The sequence below is a fragment of the Pseudomonas sp. PDM05 genome, from assembly GCF_014851685.1.
Taxonomy (GTDB): Bacteria; Pseudomonadota; Gammaproteobacteria; order Pseudomonadales; family Pseudomonadaceae; genus Aquipseudomonas.
On sequence record NZ_JACVAC010000005.1, the window covers coordinates 301,779 to 326,684 of the forward strand.

21 protein-coding genes, 6 tRNA genes and 1 pseudogene are annotated in these 24,906 nt (G+C 60.4%); 15 read left to right on the forward strand and 13 right to left on the reverse strand.

Annotated elements, in window-relative coordinates; all coding sequences use genetic code 11:
• Positions 1–13: 13 nt before the first annotated feature.
• Entirely contained in the window at positions 14–826 is an 813-nt protein-coding gene (locus tag IB241_RS13420; protein ID WP_192298853.1) for an alpha/beta fold hydrolase, read from the reverse strand.
• A gap of 204 nt (positions 827–1,030) precedes the next feature.
• On the reverse strand, positions 1,031–1,801 hold the full coding sequence (locus tag IB241_RS13425; RefSeq protein WP_192298854.1) for a hypothetical protein: 771 nt from the start codon (positions 1,799–1,801) through the stop codon (positions 1,031–1,033).
• A 358-nt stretch (positions 1,802–2,159) separates the two neighbouring features.
• Here IB241_RS13425 and IB241_RS13430 point away from each other — a divergent pair.
• From IB241_RS13430 to IB241_RS13445, 4 genes are all read left to right on the forward strand, one after another.
• Positions 2,160–2,235: transfer RNA gene (locus IB241_RS13430), tRNA-Glu, on the forward strand.
• 3 nt (positions 2,236–2,238) lie between these two features.
• Positions 2,239–2,314: transfer RNA gene (locus tag IB241_RS13435), tRNA-Gly, on the forward strand.
• 104 nt (positions 2,315–2,418) lie between these two features.
• Positions 2,419–2,494 (forward strand) — tRNA-Glu (locus IB241_RS13440).
• Positions 2,495–2,497: 3 nt separating this feature from the next.
• Positions 2,498–2,573, forward strand: a tRNA-Gly gene (locus IB241_RS13445).
• 103 nt (positions 2,574–2,676) lie between these two features.
• On the opposite strand, the gene IB241_RS13450 is transcribed toward IB241_RS13445, so the two are convergent.
• From IB241_RS13450 to IB241_RS13460, 4 genes and pseudogenes are all read right to left on the reverse strand, one after another.
• Complete coding sequence (locus IB241_RS13450) at positions 2,677–4,416, reverse strand: dipeptidase (RefSeq protein WP_192298855.1); 1,740 nt, start codon at positions 4,414–4,416, stop codon at positions 2,677–2,679.
• Between the two features lie 160 nt (positions 4,417–4,576).
• Complete coding sequence (locus IB241_RS13455) at positions 4,577–5,050, reverse strand: hypothetical protein (protein ID WP_192298856.1); 474 nt, start codon at positions 5,048–5,050, stop codon at positions 4,577–4,579.
• A gap of 86 nt (positions 5,051–5,136) precedes the next feature.
• Positions 5,137–5,325, reverse strand: a pseudogene (locus IB241_RS27505) (phospholipase); the annotation flags it as partial.
• A gap of 27 nt (positions 5,326–5,352) precedes the next feature.
• Positions 5,353–6,027, reverse strand: a complete 675-nt coding sequence (locus IB241_RS13460; protein ID WP_192298857.1) for an alanyl-tRNA editing protein — start codon at positions 6,025–6,027, stop codon at positions 5,353–5,355.
• An 89-nt stretch (positions 6,028–6,116) separates the two neighbouring features.
• Here IB241_RS13460 and IB241_RS13465 point away from each other — a divergent pair, with 89 nt between their 5' ends.
• Entirely contained in the window at positions 6,117–7,049 is a 933-nt protein-coding gene (locus IB241_RS13465) for a LysR family transcriptional regulator (protein WP_192298858.1), read from the forward strand.
• Between the two features lie 131 nt (positions 7,050–7,180).
• Here IB241_RS13465 and IB241_RS13470 read toward each other — a convergent pair whose 3' ends face one another.
• Both IB241_RS13470 and IB241_RS13475 read right to left on the reverse strand, forming a co-directional pair.
• A complete protein-coding gene (locus IB241_RS13470) occupies positions 7,181–7,588 on the reverse strand; it encodes a PA2817 family protein (RefSeq protein ID WP_192298859.1) in 408 nt (135 codons plus the stop codon).
• Positions 7,589–7,663: 75 nt separating this feature from the next.
• A complete protein-coding gene (locus IB241_RS13475; protein ID WP_192298860.1) occupies positions 7,664–10,111 on the reverse strand; it encodes an acyl-CoA dehydrogenase in 2,448 nt (815 codons plus the stop codon).
• 158 nt (positions 10,112–10,269) lie between these two features.
• Here IB241_RS13475 and IB241_RS13480 point away from each other — a divergent pair, with 158 nt between their 5' ends.
• From IB241_RS13480 to IB241_RS13495, 4 genes are all read left to right on the forward strand, one after another.
• Complete coding sequence (locus IB241_RS13480; RefSeq protein WP_192298861.1) at positions 10,270–10,929, forward strand: transglutaminase-like domain-containing protein; 660 nt, start codon at positions 10,270–10,272, stop codon at positions 10,927–10,929.
• A 43-nt stretch (positions 10,930–10,972) separates the two neighbouring features.
• Positions 10,973–11,590, forward strand: coding sequence for a glutathione S-transferase family protein (locus IB241_RS13485; protein ID WP_192298862.1), 618 nt, complete (start codon positions 10,973–10,975; stop codon positions 11,588–11,590).
• Between the two features lie 134 nt (positions 11,591–11,724).
• Positions 11,725–12,657 carry an ABC transporter ATP-binding protein gene (locus IB241_RS13490; RefSeq protein WP_192298863.1) on the forward strand — a complete coding sequence of 311 codons (933 nt, stop codon included), beginning with the start codon at positions 11,725–11,727 and terminating at the stop codon, positions 12,655–12,657.
• Positions 12,654–13,433 (forward strand): ABC transporter permease, encoded by a 780-nt coding sequence (locus IB241_RS13495; protein ID WP_017737220.1) that lies wholly within the window; start codon positions 12,654–12,656, stop codon positions 13,431–13,433. Before IB241_RS13490 ends, IB241_RS13495 begins: the two co-directional genes overlap by 4 nt.
• A 134-nt stretch (positions 13,434–13,567) precedes the next feature.
• Here the strand turns inward: IB241_RS13495 and IB241_RS13500 are convergent, their stop codons facing one another.
• A complete protein-coding gene (locus IB241_RS13500) occupies positions 13,568–14,107 on the reverse strand; it encodes a TetR/AcrR family transcriptional regulator (RefSeq protein ID WP_192298864.1) in 540 nt (179 codons plus the stop codon).
• Between the two features lie 91 nt (positions 14,108–14,198).
• On the opposite strand from IB241_RS13500, the gene IB241_RS13505 reads away from it, so the two are divergent.
• The 3 genes from IB241_RS13505 (at position 14,199) to IB241_RS13515 (ending at position 18,561) form a co-directional block, all read left to right on the forward strand.
• Complete coding sequence (locus IB241_RS13505; RefSeq protein ID WP_192298865.1) at positions 14,199–15,383, forward strand: MFS transporter; 1,185 nt, start codon at positions 14,199–14,201, stop codon at positions 15,381–15,383.
• A 93-nt stretch (positions 15,384–15,476) separates the two neighbouring features.
• A complete protein-coding gene (locus IB241_RS13510) occupies positions 15,477–16,625 on the forward strand; it encodes a TDT family transporter (protein ID WP_192298866.1) in 1,149 nt (382 codons plus the stop codon).
• Between the two features lie 67 nt (positions 16,626–16,692).
• Positions 16,693–18,561 carry an MFS transporter gene (locus IB241_RS13515; RefSeq protein ID WP_192298867.1) on the forward strand — a complete coding sequence of 623 codons (1,869 nt, stop codon included), beginning with the start codon at positions 16,693–16,695 and terminating at the stop codon, positions 18,559–18,561.
• Positions 18,562–18,679: 118 nt separating this feature from the next.
• Here IB241_RS13515 and sugE read toward each other — a convergent pair whose 3' ends face one another.
• The 3 genes from sugE to rdgC form a co-directional block, all read right to left on the reverse strand.
• Complete coding sequence (gene sugE, locus IB241_RS13520; protein WP_105524638.1) at positions 18,680–18,994, reverse strand: quaternary ammonium compound efflux SMR transporter SugE; 315 nt, start codon at positions 18,992–18,994, stop codon at positions 18,680–18,682.
• A gap of 109 nt (positions 18,995–19,103) precedes the next feature.
• Positions 19,104–20,069 carry a bile acid:sodium symporter family protein gene (locus IB241_RS13525; protein WP_192298868.1) on the reverse strand — a complete coding sequence of 322 codons (966 nt, stop codon included), beginning with the start codon at positions 20,067–20,069 and terminating at the stop codon, positions 19,104–19,106.
• Positions 20,070–20,243: 174 nt separating this feature from the next.
• On the reverse strand, positions 20,244–21,164 hold the full coding sequence (rdgC, locus tag IB241_RS13530; RefSeq protein ID WP_192298869.1) for a recombination-associated protein RdgC: 921 nt from the start codon (positions 21,162–21,164) through the stop codon (positions 20,244–20,246).
• Between the two features lie 159 nt (positions 21,165–21,323).
• Here rdgC and IB241_RS13535 point away from each other — a divergent pair.
• From IB241_RS13535 to IB241_RS13545, 3 genes are all read left to right on the forward strand, one after another.
• Positions 21,324–21,399, forward strand: a tRNA-Val gene (locus IB241_RS13535).
• A gap of 19 nt (positions 21,400–21,418) precedes the next feature.
• Positions 21,419–21,495, forward strand: a tRNA-Asp gene (locus tag IB241_RS13540).
• 584 nt (positions 21,496–22,079) lie between these two features.
• Entirely contained in the window at positions 22,080–22,385 is a 306-nt protein-coding gene (locus IB241_RS13545; protein WP_192298870.1) for a hypothetical protein, read from the forward strand.
• A gap of 71 nt (positions 22,386–22,456) precedes the next feature.
• On the opposite strand, the gene IB241_RS13550 is transcribed toward IB241_RS13545, so the two are convergent.
• The gene (locus IB241_RS13550; RefSeq protein ID WP_192298871.1) at positions 22,457–24,889 is read right to left on the reverse strand and encodes a TonB-dependent siderophore receptor; all 2,433 of its coding nucleotides are present in this window, start codon (positions 24,887–24,889) and stop codon (positions 22,457–22,459) included.
• Between the last annotated feature and the right edge of the window lie 17 nt (positions 24,890–24,906).

Genomic DNA, 24,906 nt, shown 5'->3' on the forward strand with positions numbered 1-24,906 from the left:
AGGGGCAGGGCGCTCAGGCGTGGTTGGCGAGGAAGGTCAGCAGCGCTTCATTGACGAAATCCGGGTTCTCCAGGGCGCTGATATGTCCCGCGTCCGGGATCAGGATCAGACCGCAGCCGATCAGCTCGGCCATCTCCCGGGACTCGGCGGGTGGCCGGGGTTTGTCCTGCTCGCCGCACAGCACCAGCGTGGTGTCGGCGTCCAGCCGTGGCAGTTGTTCCAGTACATCCTCGCGACTGAAGATCAGCCGACCCAGGGGCACGATACTGTCCAGCAGGCGCTCGCGGGAAAAGCCTTGCAGCGTTTGGCGAAAACCCTGATACAGCGCTGACTCACGGCCGATGGTCGGACGAAAGAAGATCGGTGCGATCACATCCAGCAACGGCTCGGGAATGGCGCCAGCGTCTTCGATCAGCTTGAACAGCGAGAAGTAATACTGGCGCGTGGCCTCGGGCTCGGCGCCAAGGTGGGTGTCCATCAGCACCAGGCTGTTGACGCGCTCGGGTGCCAGCAATGCCAGGCGGGCGCCCCACATGCCGCCGACCGACAGGCCCACCAGGTTGACCTGGGCGACGTCCAGATGGTCGAGCAGCGCCAGGGCCTGGCGCGCCAGGTCATCAAGGGATTGGGTGTGTGCGGGCAGCGCGCCCGATTCGCCGTGGCCCCACAACTCGGGGACGATCACGCGGTATTGTTGCGACAGGGCTTCGATCTGCGGGGTCCACATGGCGCGGTCCCACAGGTAGCTCGAACCAAGCAGGACGGCGGGGCCGTTGCCTTGGTCGAGGTAGTGCAGCGGTTGTCCATCTATCACGGTGACAGGCATAGCAGGCCTCTGACTTCACGGAGTGAGGGGCACTTTTTTACGCTACTCGGCGCGCCATGGATAGTTGTAGTGAGCGGGCTTGCCCCGCGCTGGGTGGCGAAGCCGCCCTAAACCCAGGCACCTCGGTCTTACTGAAACACCGCGTTGCCTGGGTTTGGGGCGGCTTCGCCACCCAGCGCGGGCAAGCCCGCTCACTACAAGCGGTCAGTCGTAGATGACTTTCTTTTTCCACTCGGCGTCGGCGTCGTCCGCCTTGAGGCCTTGGGTCAGTTCGTTGACTTCATCCTCGGCAGGCTTGCTGTTGGTCAGCACCGTGGAGTTGGCGCGGGCCAGTTGGCCTTCCAGGTGTTGCAACTGCGCGCTGTAGAGCACGGGTTCCGGCTGTTTGCGCAGGTACTGCACGCCACGTTCGAACGCCAGGCGTGCCTGGCCAGGCTGGCCTTGTTGCAGGGCATGTTGGCCGAGGTTGTTGAAGAATTCGATATGCAGCAGTACCAGGATGTGGCGAATTTCCTTGATCCAGTGCTTGGCTTCGTTGGACGGCAGGAAGCCATCCTGGGCGGCGCGGGTGACTTGGCCGTGCAGGGCTTCGAGGAGGAAACGCACGTCCTTGGCCTTGGCTTCGGTCTGGATCGGCGCCGGCGGATTGTTCACCGGGATCGATTCGCCCTGGGAGACCAGTGCATTCAGTTCGGCGATGCGGGCCTTGAGCGGTGCGCTGGTCTTGTCGAGGTTGAGCAGGCGCTGGTTGACGTTCAGTTCCAGGCGGGTCATCAACAGCTTGAGCGCCGGGTTCATCAACTGGCCAGGGAATGTCTCGGTGATTTCACCGCAACGACGCAGGCGATCATTGAGCTCGATCACAGTGCGCTGTTTTTCCAACTTGTTGTTTTCCACCACGTGGTTCATGTAGCCAATGGCGATCAGTATTGCGATCCCGGCTATTACCAGCAGGGTGATCATGAGTGGTGTCACCGGTGTGACCTCTTTATAGGGTTTGCAGTGGAGTGTAGTGACTGGGCTGGCCGGCGGATAGGACTGATCGACCAGTTGCCCAGGTAGATTCTTCTATATAGGTGAACGTTCCATGTATGGATGCACATTGCCATCATCGGCTGCAGCGAACTATAGCGTCTTGTGGGGTGCCAGAATATAGGCGTCAAAGCCCTGCTGTACAGAATGCGTGCCCGGTCTCGTAAAGAGGGGCGAAGTCATTGATTTTAATAAATTTATCCTTGGGGGTTGACGACCTCCCAATCCATCCATAGAATGCGCGCCACTTAAAGCGTAAAGCACACAGCGAAACGCGGCGAGTAGTGAATGTTGTACGTGTGTCCCCTTCGTCTAGTGGCCTAGGACACCGCCCTTTCACGGCGGTAACAGGGGTTCGAGTCCCCTAGGGGACGCCATATGCGGGAATAGCTCAGTTGGTAGAGCACGACCTTGCCAAGGTCGGGGTCGCGAGTTCGAGTCTCGTTTCCCGCTCCAAATTTAAGCAGTGTTGCCCTCGGGTGGCACTGAGTGAAACCAGGGCATGATCTTCGGATCCAACCTCTGGGCACTGGAATACACACCATGTGTTTCAGTAGCGTGTCCCCTTCGTCTAGTGGCCTAGGACACCGCCCTTTCACGGCGGTAACAGGGGTTCGAGTCCCCTAGGGGACGCCATTTGCGGGAATAGCTCAGTTGGTAGAGCACGACCTTGCCAAGGTCGGGGTCGCGAGTTCGAGTCTCGTTTCCCGCTCCATATTCAACAAAAACGCCGATCAGCGATGATCGGCGTTTTTGTTTGTGCGTGATTGATGGCCGATGAAAAAAGCCCGCCATCGCGGCGGGCTCCCTTGTCGAGATCAGAGCTTCGGCAACTGCCCGACACGCCCCATCATTTCAGTGACGATCTGCAAATCCAGCAGGAACTGCTCGACTGTCTTGAACTCATTGTCGGTGTGCCCGGTGTACTTCACTTCGGGCCGCGCCAGGCCGAACTGCACGCCATTGGGCAGTTCATGCACCGAGGTCGCCCCGGCCGACGTGCCGAACTTGTGCTCCATGCCCAGGTTTTCGCTGGCCACTGCCAGCAGCGCCTTGACCCACTCGCCTTCCGGGTTGCGGTACATCGGCTCGGCCACCGAGTAGGTGAAATCCACCTTGACCTTGGCGTGCTTGTCCCAGGCGCTGAGTTTGTCGGCGATTTCCGCTTTCAACTTCTCCGGGGATTTACCCTTCGGCACCCGCAGGTTCACTGCCAGTTTGAAGGCGTTGTCATCCTGGCCGACAAACGTCAGCGAGGTGGTCAGCGGCCCCATGAACTCGTCGGAGAAACCCACCCCCAGCTTGCCGCCCAGGTAGTCCAGGCCCCAGTTGTCGGACGCATAACGCGCGGCGTCGGTGATGTGGTTGTGCTTGAGGGCGATCTTGCCGTCGATGCTGTGGATCAACTCGAGCATGCGCGCCACCGGGTTGATGCCGGATTCAGGCTCGGAGGAGTGCGCCGAAACACCGGTCACCGTCAGCTTCACTTCTTTACCGACCGCCTTGGCTGCCACCTCGAAGTCGCCGCCATTGGCCTTGGCATACGCCGCTCCGGCTTTTTGCAGGCTGGCCGCCAGTTCGGCGGGCTTGTCGCTGACAAAGGTCGCCACCGAGGCCGATGGAATCTGGTTGGTCGCCATGCCCCCGGTCATCGCGATGATTTCCGCACCCTTGCCTTCGCCTTTACGGCGCGGGAAGGTGGCCATTACGGTGCCGTAGCCTTTCTCGGCAATCACCACCGGATAGCCACCGTCCAGCGCCAGGTTGTACTGCGGTGTCGGGTTCTTTTCGAAGTAATACGGGATCGCATCGCCGGAAGTTTCCTCGGTGGTGTCCACCAGCAGTTTGAACGTGCGCGCCAACGGCAGCTTCTCTTCCTTGATCACCTTCATGGCATACATCGCCACCACGATGCCGTTCTTGTCATCCTCGGTGCCACGGCCGTACATGCGGTCGCCGATCAGCGTGACCTTGAATGGGTCGAGCTTGGTGCCATCTTTCAACACCCAGTTTTCCGGCGTGACCGGCACTACGTCGGCATGGGCGTGAATGCCGACCACTTCATCGCTGGCGCCTTCCAGGGAAATTTCATACACGCGGTTGTCGATATTGCGGAAGTTCAGGTTGAAGGCCTCTGCCAGGTCCTTGATCTTGGCCGCGATCCTGAGGAACTCCGGGTTTTTGTACTGCGGCATACCGTCGATGTTGAAGGTCGGAATTTCCACCAGCTCGCGCAGGGTTTCGGTGGCGGCTTTGCCGTACTTCACGCGGGTATAAATGCCCAGCAGGCGATTGATCTCGTTCTGCTGGTCGGCGTTCAGTGGCTTGTTGTCGAGAAAGGCGCTGATCGCTGGGCCTACGTCGGCGGTCTTGCCCAGGTCGCCCTTGGCCAGGGTGCCGAGGAAACCACGGAAATCAGTGACGGAGGTTTCGTTGAAACTCTTGAGAATCGCGGTGCTTTGCTCGACGGAGATGTTGGCGAGGGCGGGGGTGACGATCGCCGAGAGGCTGGCTGCGAACAGGCTGGCAGCCGCCAGTTGCTTGAGTGGGAAGTGCATTGTTGGAGCATTCCTTTGCAGGTAGTGAGTAAGAGGTTTCTGACTGAAGTGTCAGAAACATTTCCACACACTAACACTGCAAAGGAGGGGGTGGGAGACCCGATTGAGGGAATTTTTCTGCTTCGCTCTGCAATCACTGCCCGATCAGAAGCGGCGATTTTCACGGTAGATGACGAACCAAATACAGGGTTTGGGTGAATGTTCCATCAAGGTTGGGCTCGGAAGTCATTGTGCCGGTAACCCCGGCATATTTTCCCGTGCTGCCGATGACGGCGACTGTGGATTGACCCGCTTCAAGCTCCTGCCCGCCTACGACGATAGTGCCTATGACGGTTTTATCGGGGCCGAAGAACAGCAGTGTCCATTGGCATTGGCTGTGTACCCCCGGCAGGGTGGTGACGCAGTAGCCACTGTTGCTGCCGATGTCTTTGCGGTCCTGGTCCATCAAGGGTTGATCGAATACAAAAAGATCGCCTTGGGAGGGGCCCACAGGCCCGATATCGACTGCGTTTTTGAGGCCGCGTGTACCGTCGGCGAGGGTGACGAGGGTGAGTGTTTGCGCGTTGTTGACGCAGGCGCTCAGCGGGATAAGCAACAGCAACATGCAAGAAAAGCGAAGGGCGGCGGTTTTCATGGACGGGCTCTCATGTGAGTGACCTGAACGCGCAGCACCGCTAAAGCTGCGCCCAGAGAGTGCAAGGCTAGCAAGCGAACGACATTTTACAAGGTGCCTGGGTGTGGGGCTGGATACTCGTCTGTCACCTCCAGCGCTTTGGTATAGGGCCCGTCCCACAACTGTTCATGCAGTTGCCCTACACGTTTAGCCATCGCTTCATTGCGCATCACCACCTCCAGGTTGCGTGAATTATCCAGGTAGCCGCCCAACCAGTTGCTGGTGCCAATCCAGGCGCCTCGGTCTTTCTGAAATACCGCGGTTTACGGTTTTGGGGCGGCTTCGCCCCCCGGCGCGGGGCAAGCCTGCTCACTACAAAGCTCGTAGCGGACGGATAGGGCGCCTTTTTTTTCCGAGAGGGCGAGGATTTTTACCTGGCCCAGTTCGCTCAGGGCCTGGACGTGTGTGCCGCCGCAGGCGTAGGCGGGCAACTCGCCGAAGCCGACTTCGCGGGTGCCTTCATCCAAGGCCATATGGCGCGAGTAATCTGCGGCGATCCATTGGTTGACCTGTTGCTGGATGGTCTCGGCGTCGATGGTTTGTGCCGCTTCACCACGGATAAAGGTGATCTTGCCTTCGCCCGGCCAGTGATGGGCCTTGATCGGCATCCAGCCGAGGCTTTCGCCGGCGTTGCCGATCAGGTGCCCGGCAGAATGCAGGCGGGTGTGCAGGGCGCGGCGTGTCTCATCGACGCGCGCGCTGATCGGACCAGGGGCGACCGCTTGATCAACGTAGTGCACCACCTGGTCGGCTTCCTGGATGACGCGCAATACCTGGCTATCACCGAGCCAGCCGGTATCGAATGGCTGGCCACCGCCTTGGGGATGGAAGATCGTCGACTGCAGGATGACTGCAAACTGCGCCTCGTGGGGCGTGCAACTGAGCACTTCGAGCTCAGCCGTCAGGTGGTCATGGGTGAAAAACAGGCGCTCGGTCATTTTCTACATCCGCATCAGGGTTCTGCGCGCAGTATAAATAGTGCGTCAATAGGTGATAATCCGCTCAACTATCAATGGACCTGTGCGTCATGAGCATCAATCTTCCTTTGCCGCTGCTGGGCGAAATGGCGATTTTCGTCAAGGTGGTGGAAACCGGCAGCTTTTCCGCAGCCGCCCGGCAAATGGGCGCTTCGCCGTCATCGGTCAGCCGCAGTATTTCGCGCCTGGAAAAAGCCCTGGCCACGCGTTTGCTGCAACGCACCACGCGCAAATTGCGTTTGAGCGAGGGCGGCGAAGAGGTGTTCAAGCGTTGCCAGGACATGGTCAACGCGGCGCGCTCGGTGATGGAGGTCAGCGGCCAATTTACCCATGAGGCCGAAGGCCTGGTACGGGTCAGCGTGCCCAAGGCGGTGGGGCGGTTTGTGGTGCATCCCCATGTGCCGGAGTTCTTGCGCCGTTATCCCAAAGTGGATGTGCAGTTGATCCTGGAAGACCGGCCGGTGGATTTGATCGACGACAACCTGGATCTGATCCTGCGCATCTCCGAAAGCCCGCCGCCGGGGTTGGTGGGGCGGCCATTGTTTCCCATCGAACACTTGCTGTGCGCGACGCCGCAGTATCTGGCTGAGTACGGCACACCGGAGCATCCCCATGACCTGCTGGAGCACAGTTGCATCTACCTGGGAGAAACTGCCGCGGATGCGCGCTGGAAGTTTCGCCAGGCTGGCAAGACGGTGACGGTCGGGGTGCGTGGGCGTTATGCGGCGAACCATACCGGCGTGCGGTTGGATGCAGTGTTGCAGCATGTGGGTATTGGCAGTCTGCCGTACTTTACGGCGCGCCATGATCTGGACGCGGGGAGGGTCGTGCAGGTGTTGCCGCAGTGGGATTTTATTGCGTCGTACCACGGCGATGTGTGGCTGCTGCATTCGCCAACGCGGTATCTGCCGCCCAAGTTGCGGGTGTTTATTGATTATCTGGTGGAGTGCATGGCCAAGGAGCCGACGTTGCGCCGACGGTAGATACGCGGTCTAAAAAATGTGGGAGCGGGCTTGCTCGCGAAAGCGGTCTGCCAGTTGATGAATATATTGACTGACACTTCGTATTCGCGAGCAAGCCCGCTCCCACAATGGGTTCTGCGGTGTTTCGACTATCAGTGCTTGCTCTGGTCTTCAGGCATGGCCAGCAGCTGCTTTTCCTGGTTCCAGTCGAACGGTTCGTCGTTCTGTTCGGCTTCGAAGCGACGCTCTTCCAGGGCCTGGTACATGTCCAGTTCTTCGTCCGGCATGAAGTGCAGGCAATCGCCGCCAAAGAACCACAGCAGGTCGCGTGGCACCAGATGGGCGATTTGTGGGTAGCGCAAGATGACCTGGCTCATCAGGTCCTGGCCCAGGTACTGGCTTTCGATCGGGTCGATCGGCAGCAGGGCGCGCAATTCGTCGAAGCGCTCCAGGAACAAGGTGTGGCTTTCCTCGGGCACCTGTTCGGCTTCGCCGACGGCAACCAGGATGCTGCGCAGGTGGTCGAGCAAGACGAGATGATCGGCAACGACGTTGGACACGAGATAAGTCCTCTAAAGCAAAAACGGGCGCGAGAGTATATAGCCCTCGTGCCCGTATTTATATGACCGCCGGTATCAGCGGACTGTGCCCTCTGCCTGGGCCAGCTCTTCCTTGCTGAAATCATCCACGTCGATCACCTTGCGCCGCGCCGCTTCGGCGTCGCGCAGGGTTTGCGCTTCGGCCGGTTGCAGCACGCCCGCTTCCAGCGCCGCGTCGATGGCATGCTCGCCAGCCGCCGGTTTGACCTGGCCGCTCTTGAGCGCGGTATGCAGTTTCTTCTGCAACGCATGGCTGGCGCCCAGGAGGTCGTAGGCATGTTGCAGGGCGCCGACCGGGTCTTGCGCCGATTGCGGGCGGTAGCAGCCAGCCAGCAACTCTTCCAGGGTCGGATCGCCCTTGGCGCGGCCGATCACTGCGGCGACTTCGGCATCCAGCGCATCGGATGGCCCGGTATGCCGACGGCCGAACGGGAACACGATCACCCGCAGCAGGCAACCGAGCACCTTGTTCGGGAAGTTGCTGAGCAGTTCGTCCAGTGCGCGCTCCGATTCACCCAGGCTTTCCTCCATGGCCCAGGCGAACAGCGGCTCCATGTGGCCCGGCGAATCCAGGTCGTGGTAACGCTTGAGCGCCGCCGAGGCCAGGTACATGTGGCTGAGTACATCGCCCAGGCGTGCCGACAGGCGTTCGCGACGTTTCAGTTCGCCACCCAGCAGCATCATGCTCAGGTCGGCGAGCAGGGCGAACGCCGCGGCCTGACGGTTCAGCGCGCGGAAATAACCCTGGCTCAAGCGGTTGCCCGGTGCTTTCTCGAAGTGACCGATGCCCAGGTTCAACACCAGGGTGCTGGCGGCGTTGCTCACGGCAAAACCAATGTGTTGCATCAACAGGCCGTCGAATTCCTTCAGCGCCTGATCGTGGTCTTCACGACCGGCCAAGGCCATTTCCTTGAGCACGAACGGATGGCAGCGGATCGCGCCCTGGCCGAAGATCATCAGGTTGCGCGAGAGGATATTCGCGCCTTCCACGGTGATGAAGATCGGCGCACCTTGCCAACTGCGACCCAGGTAGTTGTTCGGGCCCATGATGATGCCCTTGCCGCCGTGCACGTCCATGGCGTGGCCGATGCACTCGCGGCCGCGTTCGGTGAGGTGGTACTTGAGGATCGCCGACAGCACCGAGGGTTTCTCCCCAAGGTCCACCGCGTTGGCGGTGAGCATGCGCGCACTGTCCATCAGCCAGGCATTGCCGCCGATCCGCGCCAGGGCTTCCTGGATACCTTCGAACGCCGAGAGCGGGACGTTGAACTGCTCGCGGACCTGGGCATATTGGCCGGTGACCAGGCTGGTGAACTTGGCGGCGCCGGTGCCCACGGCAGGCAGGGAAATCGAACGGCCCACGGACAGGCAGTTCATCAACATCATCCAGCCCTTGCCGAGCATCTCCTGGCCGCCAATCAGGAATTCCAGGGGGATGAACACGTCCTTGCCGGAGTTGGGGCCGTTCATGAACGCGGCGCCCAGCGGCAGGTGGCGACGGCCGATTTCCACACCCGGTGTATCGGTGGGGATCAGCGCGAGGCTGATGCCCAGGTCTTCCTCTTCACCCAGCAGGTGATCCGGGTCATGGGCCTTGAACGCCAGCCCGAGCAGGGTCGCGACCGGGCCCAGGGTGATGTAGCGTTTTTCCCAGTTCAGGCGCAGGCCGAGGGTTTCCTTGCCTTGCCATTCACCTTTGCAGATCACCCCGGTGTCGGGCATGGCACCGGCGTCGGAGCCGGCCAGCGGGCCGGTGAGGGCGAAGCATGGAATGTCGTCGCCCCGGGCCAGGCGCGGCAGGTAGTGGTTGCGTTGCTCCTCGGTGCCGTAGTGCAGCAGCAGTTCGGCCGGGCCGAGGGAGTTGGGCACCATCACGGTTGACGCCAGGTCGCCGCTGCGGGTCGCGAGTTTCATCGCCACCTGGGAGTGGGCGTAGGCCGAGAAGCCCTTGCCGCCGTATTCCTTGGGGATGATCAGGGCGAAGAAGCCATGGGTCTTGATGTGCTCCCAGGCGGCGGGCGGCAGGTCCATGGCCTGGCCGATGTCCCAGTCGCTGACCATTGCACAGAGTTCTTCGGTGGGGCCGTCGATAAACGCCTGTTCTTCTTCGGTCAGTTGGGCCTTGGGGTAAGCGAGGAGCTTGTCCCAGTCCGGGCGGCCGCTGAACAGTTCGCCATCCCACCACACGGTGCCGGCGTCGATGGCATCGCGTTCGGTCTCGGACATCGGTGGCAGGACTTTCTGGAACCAGCTGAACAGCGGCTTGGTGAAGTATTGGCGGCGCAGGTCGGGCAGCAGCAACGGCGCGGCGACAACGGCGATCAGTACCCAGAAAACCAGCAGCAGCCAGCCCGGCGCGTGGCTCCATGCGCCCATCGCCAGCAGGTAGACGGCGACCACGCCCAGGGCGGGCAGGGGCGCGGTGCGGCGGTGTGCCAGGTAGGCAATGCCGACCACCAGAACCAGTATCCACAACAACAGCATATTCAATCCTCCGTGAAACCAGGGGCGAAACCACCAGGGAGCTTAGTCGGCATCCGAGCAAGCGGGGTGATCCGGGTGTAACGAGATTTGGCCGATTCGTCGTTATCTCGATGGCAGGCCTGTGGTTAGACTCCAGGCTTCCTTCGGAGATAACGCTCATGGATACGTACCTGAGTCCCAGCCGCTTCATCGATAGTGACCACCCTGCGGTGGTGGAGTTCGCCGAAAAACATCGCAGTACCAGTGCGGATTTTAATGACCAGGCAGTCAGTCTTTATTACGCCGTACGTGAGGCGATTCGCTACAACCCCTATACCTTCAGCCGCGATCCCAGCACCTTGAATGCCAGCTTCGCCTTGGCCAGCGGTGAAAGCTATTGCGTGCCCAAGGCCAACCTGCTCGCTGCCTGCGCCCGCCACTGCGGCATCCCGGCGCGTATCGGCCTGGCGGATGTGCGCAATCATCTGTCGACGCCGCGCCTGCTCGCTTTACTCAAAAGCGATGTATTCGCCATGCACGGTTACACCGAACTTTACTTGCGCGGGCGTTGGGTCAAGGCCACCCCGGCGTTCAACAGGCAGCTGTGTGACGTGTTCGATGTGCCGCCGCTGGAATTCGATGGGATCAATGACAGTGTGTTCCACGCGTTCAACCGCCAGGGGCAGCGCTCGATGGAGTACATCGTCGACCATGGGCAGTTTTCCGATGTGCCTGAAGCGTTTTTCTTCGAGCATATTCGTACGTGTTACCCGCATCTGTTTGCCGCAGACAGTCCGCCGTTGCTCGGTGACATGCACACCGATTCAAGCCGTGGGTGAACCGGCGTATGCTGCTGCGCTCACCACACAATAAGGCACGGTCATGCTGAAAATCTGGGGTCGTAAAAATTCATCAAACGTCAGGAAAGCACTGTGGTGCGCCGAAGAACTCGGCCTGGACTATGAGTCAATCGATGCGGGTGGGGCGTTTGGTGTGGTCGACACCCCGCAGTACCGGGCGCTGAACCCCAACGGCCGGGTGCCGATGATCGAGGATGGCGACTTTGTACTGTGGGAGTCCAATACCATCGTGCGTTACCTCTGCGCCAAGCAGGGGGGGAGTTGGTATCCCAGTGATGTGAAGGCGCGCGCCAGCGCCGAGAAGTGGATGGACTGGACCACTTCCACTCTCGCCGAGCCGTTCAAGACGGTGTTCTGGGGCATCCTGCGCACCCCGGCGGAAAAACAGAACTGGGACAGCATTCACGCCGCGCGCCAAGCCTGCATCGATGTGCTCGGCACCGTGGAAAAAGCCCTCGCCGAGCAGCCGTATCTGTCGGGCAGCGAATTCGGCATGGGTGATATTCCCCTGGGCTGCTTTATCTACGCCTGGTTCGAAATGCCTATCGAACGGCCTGCGATGCCCAATCTAGAGGCCTGGTACCAACGCCTGCAACAGCGCCCGGCCTATCGCAAAGCGGTCATGACCGCGTTGACTTAATACTGACTATTAATACAGGTGACTGTACTTGTGCGGCGCGGGCAGCCACCATGCCTGTCATGCGCCGCCGTTGAACTTCGTGGCGTGCGCCTTCATCTATTCTTCCTATTCCCTTCTTTGGTGCGTAATCCGATATGAGTTCCGCTCTGTCCATCCGGCAGCTAACCAAAACCTACGGCAACGGTTTCCAGGCCCTGAGTGGTATCGATCTGGACGTTGCCGAAGGTGATTTCTTCGCCTTGCTCGGCCCCAACGGTGCCGGCAAATCCACCACCATCGGCATCCTGTCGACCCTGGTCAACAAGACCAGCGGCACAGTGAACATCTTCGGTCATGACCTGGACACATCCCCGGCCGCGCTCAAGCGTTCCATCGGCGTGGTGCCCCAGGAGTTCAACTTCAATCAGTTCGAAAAGACCTTCGACATCGTCGTGACCCAGGCCGGTTACTACGGCATCCCGGCGAAAATCGCCAAGGAACGTGCCGAGCAATACCTGACCCAACTGGGCCTGTGGGACAAGCGCGACGTCCCCTCGCGCTCGCTGTCCGGCGGCATGAAGCGGCGCCTGATGATTGCCCGCGCGCTGGTGCATGAACCGCGCCTGCTGATCCTCGATGAGCCCACCGCCGGCGTGGACATCGAACTGCGCCGCTCGATGTGGACCTTCCTCACCGAACTGAACGAGAAGGGCATCACCATCATCCTCACCACCCATTACCTGGAAGAGGCTGAGCAGCTGTGCCGCAACATCGGCATCATCGACCACGGCACCATTGTCGAGAACACCAGCATGCGTAACCTGCTGGGCCAGTTGCATGTGGAAACCTTCCTGCTCGACTTGAAGAACAATCTGTCGGTGCCGCCGCAGCTGCTCGGCTACCCGAGCCGCCTGGTCGACAGCCACACCCTGGAAGTGCAGGTGGACAAAGCCATGGGCATCACCGCGCTGTTCACGCAGTTGGCGACCCAGAACATCGAAGTGCTGAGCCTGCGTAACAAAACCAATCGCCTTGAGGAGTTGTTCGTGTCCCTGGTGGAGAAAAATCTGGCGAAGGTGGCGTTATGAGTTCCGAACTGCAACCCAACCTCGTCGCGCTGCAAACCATCATCTATCGCGAAGTGAAACGCTTTACCCGGATCTGGCCGCAGACCCTGCTACCGCCGGCGATCACCATGGTCCTGTACTTCGTGATCTTCGGTAACCTGATCGGCCGGCAGATCGGCGACATGGGTGGTTTTACCTACATGGAGTACATCGTGCCGGGGCTGATCATGATGTCGGTGATCACCAACGCCTACGGCAACGTGGTGTCGAGTTTCTTCGGCAGCAAGTTCCAGCGTTCGATCGAGGAACTGATGGTGTCGCCGGTGTCGCCGCATACCATCCTGATCGGCTACACCGTGGGCGGCGTGCTGCGTGGCCTGATGGTCGGCGTGATCGTGACGTTGCTGTCACTGTTCTTCACCCACCTGCAGGTGCATCACCTCGGGGTCACCATTCTGGTAGTGGTGTTGACGGCGACGATCTTCTCGCTGCTGGGCTTCATCAACGCCGTGTTTGCACGCAACTTCGATGATATTTCGATCATCCCGACGTTCGTGCTGACGCCGCTGACCTACCTGGGCGGGGTGTTCTACTCGATCACCTTGTTGCCGCCGTTCTGGCAGACCGTGTCGTTGGCCAACCCGGTGCTGCATATGGTCAACGCGTTCCGTTACGGCATTCTGGGGGTGTCGGACATCAAGATCAGCGTGGCGATCACCTTCATGCTGGTGGCGACCGTGGTGCTGTATATCGGCTGCGCGAAGCTGCTGGTGAGCGGGCGGGGGATGCGTACCTGACTCACTGACTGCATGCGGTCAGAAAATGTGGGAGCGGGCTTTCTCGCGAAGACGGTGTATCAGTCAAAGATGTATTCACTGACCCACCGCTTTCGCGAGCAAGCCCGCTCCCACATTTGGTTTTCTGCAAGGCATTATGGCTTTAGTGCCAACTCGATCAGCGCATGCAGCTCTTCAACCTGCAACGGCGCATCCGCAAACAGAATCCTGAACACCGTCGGCGCCGCCAGCAGGTTGATCAACCGCTCCACGCTGGGCGCCTGTTCGCCGGGATAGCGATCCACGATAACCTGCAACTGCCCGCCAATCAGCGCCACGCAATACCCCGGCGTCTGGCTGCATTGCACGTCGCGCATCATGTGGCGTCCCGGCTCTGAACTCATCTCATCCAGATACTGCTCGGCCCAGGCTTGCAGGTCGCCGCGCAGGCTGCCGGTGTTGGCCGGTTCGCTGTCCGGGCGCAGGCGTGCCAGGGCCACATCGGCCAGCAGCACCGAAAGGTCGCCCCAGCGCCGGTAGATGGTCGACGGCGTGACGCCTGCGCGCGCGGCAATCATCGGCACGGTGACGCTGGAACGCTCATGGGCTTCCAGCAATTCGCGCACCGCCTTATGGACGGATTCTTGGACCCGGGCACTACGGCCCCCCGGGCGGAGGCCTTCTTTTATCGCCATGTTTGCGACCTTAACACAAAGAATTTGCTTTAAGCGCCGGCCAGTAGCACACTCCGCAAAAGCAAAATATTAGCTTTAGCGGAGCGTGCCCATGTCCAGCAACCCTTCTAACCGTTCCAGCCTGGTGTTCCTGGCGATCACCTTGCTGACGTTTCTTGCCGCGTCCAGCGCGCCGACGCCGTTGTATCACCTGTATCAGGAAGGCCTGCATTTTTCCGCGGGCATGCTCACGCTGATCTTTGGGGTCTATGCCATCAGCTTGCTGGCGGCGTTGTTGACCGTGGGCTCGCTGTCGGACCACCTGGGGCGCAAGCCGGTGATTTTCGCCGCGCTGGTCCTGGATATGCTGGCGATGTTGCTGTTTATCAATGAGGGCAGCGTGGCCTGGCTTATTGCTGCACGCACGTTGCAAGGTTTCGCCACTGGCATGGCCACCGCCGTGCTCGGTGCCGCGCTGCTCGACCATGATCGCCAGCAGGGGCCGCTGGTCAACAGTGTGGCGCCGTTGCTGGGCATGGCGTGCGGTGCGATGGGCAGCAGCGTGCTGGTGGAGTTCGCGCCGCTGCCGACGCAGTTGATCTACTGGACACTGTTCGTGCTGATGCTGTTGCAGGCGCTGTACGTATGGCGTCTGCCGGAAACCGTGAGCCGCATTCCGGGAGCCTTGGCCTCGTTGCGCCCGACCTTGCATGTGCCACCCCAGGCGCGCCGGGCCTTGTGGTTGTCGCTGCCGGTGGATGTGGCGGTGTGGGCGATGGGCGGGTTCTATCTGTCGTTGGCGCCCTCGCTGGTACGGGCAGCGACCGGGTCCACGTCCAACCTGATCGGCGGTGGGCTGGTGGCGGTGCTGACCTTGAGCGGCGCGTTGATGATCTTCAGCCTGCGCAATCGGCCTGCCGACAAAGTCCTGCGCCTGGGGGCAAGCCTGCTGGCTGTCGGTGTGGGGCTGATCCTCACGGCGGTGCACAGTGCCAGTCTGCCGCTGTTTTTCATGGCCACGCTGGTTGCGGGCAGCGGTTTCGGCGCCGGTTTTCTTGGCGCGTTGCGCAGCGTGGTGCCCCTGGCGCTGCCCCACGAGCGAGCCGGCCTGATGTCGGCGTTTTATGTGTTGAGCTACCTGGCGTTCTGCCTGCCGTCGCTGCTGGCGGGCAACCTGATCCGCAGTTTCGGCCTGATCGCCACCACCGATGGCTATGGCGTTGTGCTGATCCTGCTATCGCTTGGTGCCCTGGGCGGTCTGCTGGTACAGGGCTCGGTAAAACGTGCTTATAGGTAAAACAGATAACAGTTAGAGAAATTACCCGTTATATAGATATTCGATTGGGTTCTACCATGGTCTCAACCTCATGCGAGGAAGAGGATAATTATCATGACCTGCTCGAATACCATCAGTTACAAACCCTTCAGTCACCTGGCCCGGCCACGGGAAGTGATTCGCCAGTTCACCCCCAACTGGTTTGCCGCGACCATGGGCACCGGCGTGCTGGCGCTGGCCTTGGCGCAGGTGCCGGTCAACCTGCCGGGCTTGTACGTCATCGCCGAAGGCTTGTGGTGGCTCACCATCGGCCTGTTTGTATTGTTCAGCGGATTGTATGCGGCCCGCTGGGTGATGTTTTTCCACGAGGCGCGGCGGATCTTCGGGCACTCCACGGTTTCGATGTTCTTCGGCACCATCCCCATGGGCCTGGCGACCATTCTCAACGGTTTGCTGCTGTTCGGCTTGCCGCGCTGGGGCGGTGATGTGATACCGCTGGTCGAAGCCCTGTGGTGGCTGGACGTGGCAATGGCCCTGGCCTGTGGCGTGTTGATCCCATTCATGATGTTCACCCGCCAGGAACACAGCATCGACCAGATGACGGCCGTGTGGCTGCTGCCCGTGGTCGCTGCTGAAGTGGCCGCTGCCAGCGGTGGCCTGTTGGCGCCGCACTTGGCCGATGCCCATGGGCAACTGGTGATGCTGGTGACAGGCTACGTACTGTGGGCGTTTTCCCTGCCGGTGGCGTTCAGCATCCTGACCATCCTGATGTTGCGCATGGCCCTGCATAAACTGCCCCACGCCAATATGGCTGCGTCGAGCTGGCTGGCCCTTGGCCCGATCGGCACCGGTGCCCTGGGTATGTTGCTGCTCGGCGGCGACGCCCCGGCGATCTTTGCCGCCAACGGCATGCCCGGTGTCGGCGAGATGGCCAACGGCCTGGGCCTGGTGGCCGGTATTACCCTGTGGGGCTTCGGTTTGTGGTGGATGCTGATCGCCGTGTTGATCACCCTGCGTTACCTGCGTGCGGGCATCCCATTCAACCTCGGCTGGTGGGGGTTTACCTTTCCACTGGGCGTGTATGCGCTGGCCACGTTGAAGCTGGCGAGCCTGCTGCATCTGGGGTTCTTCAGTGTGTTCGGCAGTGTGCTGGTGCTGACGTTGGCGTTGATGTGGCTGATCGTCGCCAGGCGCACCGTGCAGGGCGCCTATAAAGGTGAGCTTTTTGTTTCGCCGTGTATTGCAGGACTAGGGAATAAGTAAGCCGGATTAGGTAAAGTCGTGGCCTGAATGCTTTTACAAAAAAACAGGCCACGCAGGAACACGGACGATGAGCCACCCCTCGCAATTCACCTTGCTGCGCACACGGCGCTTCCTGCCGTTTTTCATTACCCAGTTGCTGGGTGCTTTCAACGACAACATCTTCAAGCAATCGCTGATCCTCGCCATTCTCTACAAGCTGACCATCGACGGTGACCGTTCGATCTGGGTCAACCTGTGCGCGTTGCTGTTCATCCTGCCGTTCTTCCTGTTCTCGGCCCTGGCCGGGCAGTTTGGCGAGAAATTCAACAAGGACGCGTTGATCCGCGCGATCAAGATCGGCGAGATCGTGATCATGGGCGTGGGCGCCGCGGGCTTCTTGACCAACCATCTGGAATTGATGCTGCTGGCGTTGTTTGCCATGGGCACCCATTCGGCGCTGTTCGGGCCGGTGAAGTACTCGATCATGCCCCAGGCCCTGCACGAAGATGAGCTGGTGGGCGGCAACGGCCTGGTGGAGATGGGGACGTTCCTGGCGATCCTGGCCGGCACCATTGGCGCCGGGATCATGATGTCGTCGACCCATTACGCGCCGGTGGTAGCGGTGGCGATTGTCGGCGTGGCGGTGCTCGGTTACCTGGCCAGTCGCAGCATTCCGCGGGCGGCGGCGTCGACGCCGGGGCTGCGTTTGAACTGGAATATCTTCAGTGAATCCTGGGCCACTTTGCGCCTGGGCCTGGGGCAGACACCCGCGGTGTCACGGTCCATTGTCGGCAACTCGTGGTTCTGGTTTGTCGGTGCGATCTACCTGACGCAAATCCCGGCCTACGCCAAGGAGTGGTTGTACGGCGACGAAACCGTAGTGACGCTGATCCTCACCGTGTTCTCGGTGGGTATCGCCCTCGGTTCGATGCTCTGCGAAAAACTCTCCGGGCGTAAGGTGGAAATCGGCCTGGTGCCGTTCGGTTCATTCGGCCTGACGGTGTTTGGCCTGCTGCTGTGGTGGCACTCCGGTGGCTTTGCGCAGAACGTACAGGCCAACGATTGGCTCGCGGTGTTGAGCCATGGCCAGGCGTGGTGGGTGTTGTTCGACATCCTCGGGCTGGGCGTGTTTGGCGGCTTTTATATCGTGCCGCTGTATGCGCTGATCCAGTCGCGTACTGCCGAGAACGAACGCGCACGGGTGATCGCGGCGAACAACATTCTCAATGCGTTGTTCATGGTGGTGTCGGCGATTGTCTCGATCCTGCTGCTCAGCGTGGCCAAGCTGTCGATTCCGGAGTTGTTCCTGGTGGTGTCGCTGCTCAACATCGCGGTGAACACCTACATCTTCAAGATCGTGCCCGAGTTCACCATGCGTTTCATGATCTGGCTGCTCAGCCATTCCATGTACCGCGTGGAGCACCGCAACCTGGAAGCGATCCCGGATGAGGGGGCGGCATTGCTGGTGTGCAACCACGTGTCGTTTGTCGATGCGCTGTTGATTGGCGGCGCGGTGCGTCGGCCGATTCGCTTCGTCATGTACTACAAGATCTACCACTTGCCGGTGCTGAACTTTATCTTCCGCACAGCCGGAGCGATTCCGATTGCCGGGCGGCATGAGGACATTCAGATCTACGAAAAGGCCTTCACGCGGATTGCGCAGTATCTGAAGGACGGTGAGTTGGTGTGCATCTTTCCGGAAGGCAAGTTGACGGCTGACGGCGAGATGAATGAGTTTCGCGGTGGGGTGACGCGGATTCTGGAGGAGACGCCGGTGCCGGTGATTCCGCTGGCGTTGCAGGGGTTGTGGGGGAGCTTTTTCAGTCGCGATCCGAACAAGGGCTTCTTTCACCGGATCTGGTCGCGGGTGGTGTTGGTGGCAGGTGAGCCAGTGCCAGAGCCGACGCCTGCAAGATTGCAGGAGGTGGTTGGTGGGTTGCGGGGAAGTGTCAGGTAGGTTTGTGTTGAAGGGGCGGGCCTCTTCGCGGGCAAGCCCGCTCCCACATTCGCCCGTATTCCAAAAGTGGAACGCGGTCAAATGTGGGAGCAGGCTTGCTCGCGAAAGCGGTAGTGGCCTAAGTGCTGATCTTGAGCCCAATGAGCCCGCAAATAATCAACGCCACACTGGCCAACCGAAACAACGCCATGGATTCGCCAAACAGGATAATCCCGGCAATCACCGTACCCACGGCGCCCACGCCGGTCCAGACTGCATAGGCGGTGCCCAGCGGCAGTTCCTTCACGGCCAGCCCCAGCAGGCCAAGGCTGATGGCCATGGCGACAATCGTCAGGGCGGTGGGCAGGGGCTTGCTGAAGCCATCGGTGTATTTCAAGCCGACGGCCCAGCCGACTTCAAACAATCCGGCAAAAAACAGAATGATCCAGGACATGCTGACCCTCTTCTATATAGACGTGGGGTCGTCCCCGGATTAGGCGCTTGAGAGCGTCACGGGGTCGTCCCCGCGAAGTTCGTTAGAGTGCCGAACTGTGCCCGGCGGATCAAGTTTGTGGGGTGTTTTCCAGTATGCGACGGTCTTCTTTCTCGCTCATGCGGCGGAAGTAGGTCGACAGCAATGCCCCGGAAATATTGTGCCAGACGCTGAACAGCGCACTCGGCACCGCCGCCAGCGGCGAGAAATGTGCACTGGCCAATGCGGCGCCGAGCCCGGAGTTCTGCATGCCGACCTCCAGCGCCAACGACTTGCGCTGCGCCAATGGCAGCTTGAACACGCGGCCGGTGAAGTAGCCCAGCAGGTAGCCGAAGCTGTTGTGCAGCATCACCACGGCCATGATCAGCAGGCCTGATTCGGCGATCTTCGCCTGGCTGGCGGCCACCACCGCGGCGACGATGATCACGATGCTCACCACCGATACCAATGGCAACACGTCCACCGCATGCCGTACGCGTTCGCCGAGCACACGCTGCGCGACTACGCCGAGCACGATCGGCAGCAGCACCACTTGCAGGATCGACCAGAATAGCTCCATGAACGATACCGGCAGCCAGGCCGAGGCCAGCAACCAGATCAGCGCCGGGGTGAGCAGCGGGGCGAGGAGGGTGGTGACGGCGGCGATGGCCACCGACAGCGCCAGGTCGCCACGGGCCAGCCAGGTCATCACGTTGGACGAGGTGCCGCTTGGGCAGCAACCGACCAGAATCACGCCGACGGCAATTTCCGGCGGCAGGTGGAAGGCCTGGCACAGCAACCACGCCACGCCCGGCATGATCACAAAGTGCGCGACCACGCCCAGGGCGACGCGCCACGGATGGCGGGCGACCTCGGCGAAGTCATCAATCTTGAGGGTCAGCCCCATGCCGAACATCACCAGGCCCAGCAGCGGCACGATGGCGGTTTTCAGGCCGATGAACCAGCCCGGTTCGAGGAACGCCAGTACCGCGAAAATCAGCACCCAGTAGGCGAAGGTATTGCCGACGAAGCGGCTCAGGGCGGCGAGTGCGCGCATGGGAGTGTCCTTGTTATTAGTGAATGATTCTGCTTGGAAACCCAATCAAATGTGGGAGCGGGCTTGCCCGCGAATACGCTGTGTCAGTCAACCGTGGTGGCGACTGATCCGCCGCATTCGCGAGCAAGCCCGCTCCCGCACAAGCCCGCTTCTATAGGTAGAACTTCACATGGCTTAGATGCCTTGTGGCGTCTCTTCACCGCCCAGGGCTTCAACCAGTGCCGGGATGAACTCGCCGAACGTCAGCATCATCAGGGTGAAGCTTGCGTCCAGTTGGCCCAGGGCTTCGTCGCCGCCGTCCTGTTCCGCCTGGTCTTGCAGCAGGTCTTCGAACTTCAGGCGTTTGACGGTCATCTTGTCGTCAAGCATGAAGGACAGCTTGTCCTGCCAGGCCAGGGCCAGTTGGGTCACGACTTTGCCGGTGGTCAGGTGCAGCTGGATCTCTTCGCCGGTCAGGTCCTGGCGCTTGCAGCGCACGATGCCGCCGTCTTCGTGGGTGTCGCGCAGTTCGCATTCGTCGAGGACGAAGAAGTCATCGGCCGGTTTCTGGGTGGTGACCCAGTCGGTCATGATCGCGGTTGGCGCGGTTTTTACGGTCAGCGGGCGAACGGGCAGGGTGCCGATCACTTCACGCAGCGTCGACAGCAGATCTTCGGCGCGTTTCGGGCTGGCCGAGTTCACCAGGATCAGGCCCTGTTTCGGCGCGATGGCGGCGAAGGTCGACGAACGACGGATAAAGGCGCGCGGCAGGAAGGCCTGGATGATTTCATCCTTGAGCTGGTCGCGTTCCTTCTTATAGACCTTGCGCATTTGCTCGGCCTCGATTTCTTCGACTTTCTCTTTCAGTGCGTCACGCACCACGCTACCCGGCAGGATACGTTCTTCCTTGCGCGCAGCGATCAGCAGGAAGTCACCGCTGACGTGAACCAGGGGAGCGTCTTCACCTTTACCGAAAGGCGCGACGAAACCGTAAGTGGTCAACTCCTGGCTGGCACACGGGCGCGCCAGTTTGGTGGCCATGGCCGCTTCCAACGCCTCGGCATCAACGGGCAGATCTTGGGTCAGGCGATAGATAAGCAGGTTCTTGAACCACATGGGGTGAGTCTCTCCTTTATACAAAGGCGGGCATTATTGTCTTGATCACGTCTGAGGCCAACCCTGCCTAAGCCATTGGAAGGCCTCAAAAAAAAGATTTAAGAAAGTGCTTGCCAGACCTTGGGTCGCTCCGTAGAATGCGCGCCACACCGAGACGAAGGGTGATTAGCTCAGCTGGGAGAGCATCTGCCTTACAAGCAGAGGGTCGGCGGTTCGATCCCGTCATCACCCACCATTCGCCTCATGTGTTACGCGCAGCGGTAGTTCAGTCGGTTAGAATACCGGCCTGTCACGCCGGGGGTCGCGGGTTCGAGTCCCGTCCGCTGCGCCATATTCGGTAACCTGGAACACTGAACGCCAGGTCACCACAGGAAGCCCGCTCATTGAGCGGGCTTTTTTGTGCCTGAAATTCCTTCCTTGCATATTTTCATATGAACACACCTTGGATGTGGCGCGCGGTTACGTGCCGCTTCTTGCCCACGCGCACGCTCCGATAAATGAGAGCTACGCCACAAAAGGCGTCCTCGACGGTTTCTTTGCCTCTCTGAAGTGCACTTTTCTGCTGACTCACGGACTAACGGCGCGTGTAGGAAGTTTCACTATCAGGGACGTGTCATGTTTTTTATACCCCATCCATTTGTTCGTGCGCTGGCCTGTTGGGCTGGGTCGTTGGTCTGTGCGGCGGATATGCGCAGGTTGCCTATGACCTGTTCAGCGCAACCCCTCTCAATGGTGGTTGCCGAGAACGTCAGCAGTGGCGCCAAAGCCGCCGGTAGCGTGGGTTGCGCAACGGTTGCACCCGTCTGCGAAGTGCGGCTGACGCCTTTGCGTTTTGCCATGATGCTGGGGCTTGGCCTGATTACACTGGTGGCGGCTTCGGCTCAAGCAGCCAATAGAGTTTCAGAGGGTTGAAGAGTGATTACTGAAGATATCGAAGTCGTTAAAGAGATTTTTTCAATCATCGATGCCGGTATTGTCGATGGTTATGATTATTTTTGTTATGACGTAACAGTGGGCGACGGCTTCATCGATACAGGCCTGGCCGTTGAGAGAGACGGCGTTGAGATCACTGATGCCCGAACTGATTTCGATGATACGGCGCTGTATATGCTTGCCAAGCAGCTTAATAAAAATGCCAGGGAGCGCGGTGAGTGCTGGCGTTCTTTTGTGATGTCCTATCGGCGTGGAGGCCAGGTTAAAACAAACTTCAACTATGATTGAACGTAGAAAGCCCGCTCAATGAGCGGGCTTTTTTTGTCTGCGATTTTTGTAGGCACAAGGTCTGTTGGCGTTTAGAAATCCCAGCGGGTAGTGACCATGAAGTTGCGCGGCTCGCCATAGGCCGCAGAGTTATAGAAGCCGATGTTGGTGTAGTAGGACTTGTCGAAGATATTGTTGACGTTCAACGTCGCCGACAGGTTTTTGCTGATCTGATACTTGCTCATAAGGTCCACCAGCCAATAAGCATCCTGGGAAAACTCTTCATAGCCGCCGCGCGGGCTGTTGTAGATGTCCTGCCAGCCCACGCTCTGCCAGCGCACGCTGCCGCCGACGGTCAACTTGTCGAGGTTGCCCTTGAGTTTGTAGGTGGTGTACAGCTTGACCTGGTCTTCAGGCTCAAACGTGGAGATTTTCACGCCCTGATCGTCACGCACAATCTTGTGTGTGTAGCCCGCCTGGAGCTGCCAGCCCGGGGCGACTTCGCCGGACATCTCCACTTCATAACCCTTGGTTACCGCCTTGCTGCTCTTGTAGGCATAGTTGCTCGGTGTCGGCTTGAGGTTGTTGTACTCGTCGTCAGACAGCGCGCGATTGGACTCATGGATCTCAAAGTACGCTGCGCTGGCGTTGACCCGGCCATCGAGGAAGTCGGCCTTGATCCCCAGCTCCCAGTTCTGGCCTTCGTCCGGCTCCAGCAGCTTGTTGTCGCGGTCGCGGTTGTAGTTTTCCTGGGGCATGAAAATGTCGGTGTAGCTGGCGTACACCGCGTACGTGTCGTTCAGGTCGTAGACCGCACCAACATACGGCACGACCCGCCCGGACTCGCGATAGTTGGGGTTGTAGCCGGTGACCTGATAGTTGACCAGGCGTGCGCCGAGCAACACCTTGAGGTCGTCGGCGAGGTTCAGGCGCGTGGTTGCGTAGGCGCCGGTCTGGCGCACGGTGTCGTCGATCAGCGATTGCGCCTTGCCCCAGTCCGGCATCGTCGCGTGGCCGCGCCAGTGATTGAAGTCGACAATATTGGGCGCCAGGTTCCAATAGCCTTTGCCGTTCCATTCCGACGCGCTGATCGAACCGCCCAGCACCAACTCATGTTCACGCCCGCCGAGGCTGTACGGCCCGCTCACATACAGGTCGGCGGAATCGCTGACGGTCTCGCCGGTGTATTTGCCCGAGGTCAACTGCGCGGTGCCGTCCGGCTGCGGCTGGTCGCCCTGAATCGAGCCCATCAGCGCGTGGTAGCCGTTGATCTTGTGGTCAAGTTGCAGCTTGGTGACCCAGCCATTGCCCAGGTCATGTTCCAGCATGGCGAATACCGTGCGGGTGTATTGCTCCCAACTGCTCCACTCGGCGGCGTTGTTGAACGAGCGCTTGACGCTGTTGCGATTGCCCTGGGAGTCGATCAGCGGAAAGCTGCCCGACCAGGACGAGCCCTTTGGCAGCGTGTCCTGGTAGTCACCGCCTACGGTCAACAGGGTATCGGGTGACAGGTCGAATTCCATGATGCCGTAGTACGTCGGGCTCTGGCGCGAGTAGTGGTCCATGAAGGAATGCTTGTCCTGGTACGCCGCGACGGCCCGGCCACGCACGTTGCCGCTGTCGGTCAGCGGGCCGCTGACGTCCAGTTCGCTGCGATAGTTGTCCCACGAGCCGGCGCCGAGGCTCGCGTGGCCCTGGAAGTCTGCAGTGGGTTTCTTGCGCACCAGATTGATGGTCGCGCCCAGTGAGCCGGCGCCGGTGAGCAGGCCGGTGGCGCCCTTGAGCACTTCGACGCGGTCGTAGATCGCCATGTCGCTCAGGGTGTTGCCCGCCGAGTACGCGACGTTGCGCGCGGTCGAGGGGATGCCGTCGTACTGGAAGTTGTTGATCGAGAAGCCGCGCGCATAGTAGTTGCTGCGCTCGCTGTCAAAGGCCGACACGGTGATGCCGGGAGTGTGGCGCATCACGTCGTCGACGTTGTTCAGGCCGAAGTCATCCATGTGCTGGCGGGTGACCACCGACACCGATTGCGGGGTTTCCTTGGGCGTCAGCACCAGGCGGGTCGAGGTCGCGATGGCGCCGGGTGTGTAGGAACCGGTGTCTTCGGTGACGTTGCCCAGCAGGTTGGCGCTGACCTGGGTCGGGCCCAGTTCCAGGGTGCCGTTGTCGGCGGTGGGGGCGGGCTGCAGCGCATATACCTGGCCGTCTTTAACCGCGCGATAACCACTGCCTTGCAGCAGGCGGTCGAAGCCCTCCTGGATGGCGTAGTTGCCTTGCAACCCCGGGCCGTTGAGGCCCTCCAGCGCGGGGGATTGAAACACGATGGCCACGCCGGCCTGTTGCGCAAAGCGATTGAGCGATGCACCCAGGGGGCCTGCGGGGATGTCGTAGGCGGGGGCGACGACGTTGGCCGTGTCGGCCTGCGCCGGTCTGATGTTCAGCACGGTGGCGGTGAGTATGGCCAAGGACAGGGGCGCGATTTTCAGTAGGTCAAAGCGCCCGCGTGAGTAGGAAGGGGTCTGCATGGTGAAGGCAATCCTTT

Coding starts and splice junctions, on each gene's coding strand:
- IB241_RS13490 (WP_192298863.1), top strand. CDS start 11,725: ATGAGTTCCGCTCTGTCCATCCGGCAGCTAACCAAAACCTACGGCAAC.
- IB241_RS13505 (WP_192298865.1), top strand. CDS start 14,199: ATGTCCAGCAACCCTTCTAACCGTTCCAGCCTGGTGTTCCTGGCGATC.
- IB241_RS13460 (WP_192298857.1), bottom strand. CDS start 6,027: ATGACCGAGCGCCTGTTTTTCACCCATGACCACCTGACGGCTGAGCTC.
- IB241_RS13465 (WP_192298858.1), top strand. CDS start 6,117: ATGAGCATCAATCTTCCTTTGCCGCTGCTGGGCGAAATGGCGATTTTC.
- IB241_RS13515 (WP_192298867.1), top strand. CDS start 16,693: ATGAGCCACCCCTCGCAATTCACCTTGCTGCGCACACGGCGCTTCCTG.
- IB241_RS13550 (WP_192298871.1), bottom strand. CDS start 24,889: ATGCAGACCCCTTCCTACTCACGCGGGCGCTTTGACCTACTGAAAATC.
- IB241_RS13500 (WP_192298864.1), bottom strand. CDS start 14,107: ATGGCGATAAAAGAAGGCCTCCGCCCGGGGGGCCGTAGTGCCCGGGTC.
- IB241_RS13420 (WP_192298853.1), bottom strand. CDS start 826: ATGCCTGTCACCGTGATAGATGGACAACCGCTGCACTACCTCGACCAA.
- IB241_RS13450 (WP_192298855.1), bottom strand. CDS start 4,416: ATGCACTTCCCACTCAAGCAACTGGCGGCTGCCAGCCTGTTCGCAGCC.
- IB241_RS13455 (WP_192298856.1), bottom strand. CDS start 5,050: ATGAAAACCGCCGCCCTTCGCTTTTCTTGCATGTTGCTGTTGCTTATC.
- IB241_RS13510 (WP_192298866.1), top strand. CDS start 15,477: ATGACCTGCTCGAATACCATCAGTTACAAACCCTTCAGTCACCTGGCC.
- IB241_RS13495 (WP_017737220.1), top strand. CDS start 12,654: ATGAGTTCCGAACTGCAACCCAACCTCGTCGCGCTGCAAACCATCATC.
- rdgC (WP_192298869.1), bottom strand. CDS start 21,164: ATGTGGTTCAAGAACCTGCTTATCTATCGCCTGACCCAAGATCTGCCC.
- IB241_RS13475 (WP_192298860.1), bottom strand. CDS start 10,111: ATGCTGTTGTTGTGGATACTGGTTCTGGTGGTCGGCATTGCCTACCTG.
- IB241_RS13525 (WP_192298868.1), bottom strand. CDS start 20,069: ATGCGCGCACTCGCCGCCCTGAGCCGCTTCGTCGGCAATACCTTCGCC.
- IB241_RS13485 (WP_192298862.1), top strand. CDS start 10,973: ATGCTGAAAATCTGGGGTCGTAAAAATTCATCAAACGTCAGGAAAGCA.
- sugE (WP_105524638.1), bottom strand. CDS start 18,994: ATGTCCTGGATCATTCTGTTTTTTGCCGGATTGTTTGAAGTCGGCTGG.
- IB241_RS13480 (WP_192298861.1), top strand. CDS start 10,270: ATGGATACGTACCTGAGTCCCAGCCGCTTCATCGATAGTGACCACCCT.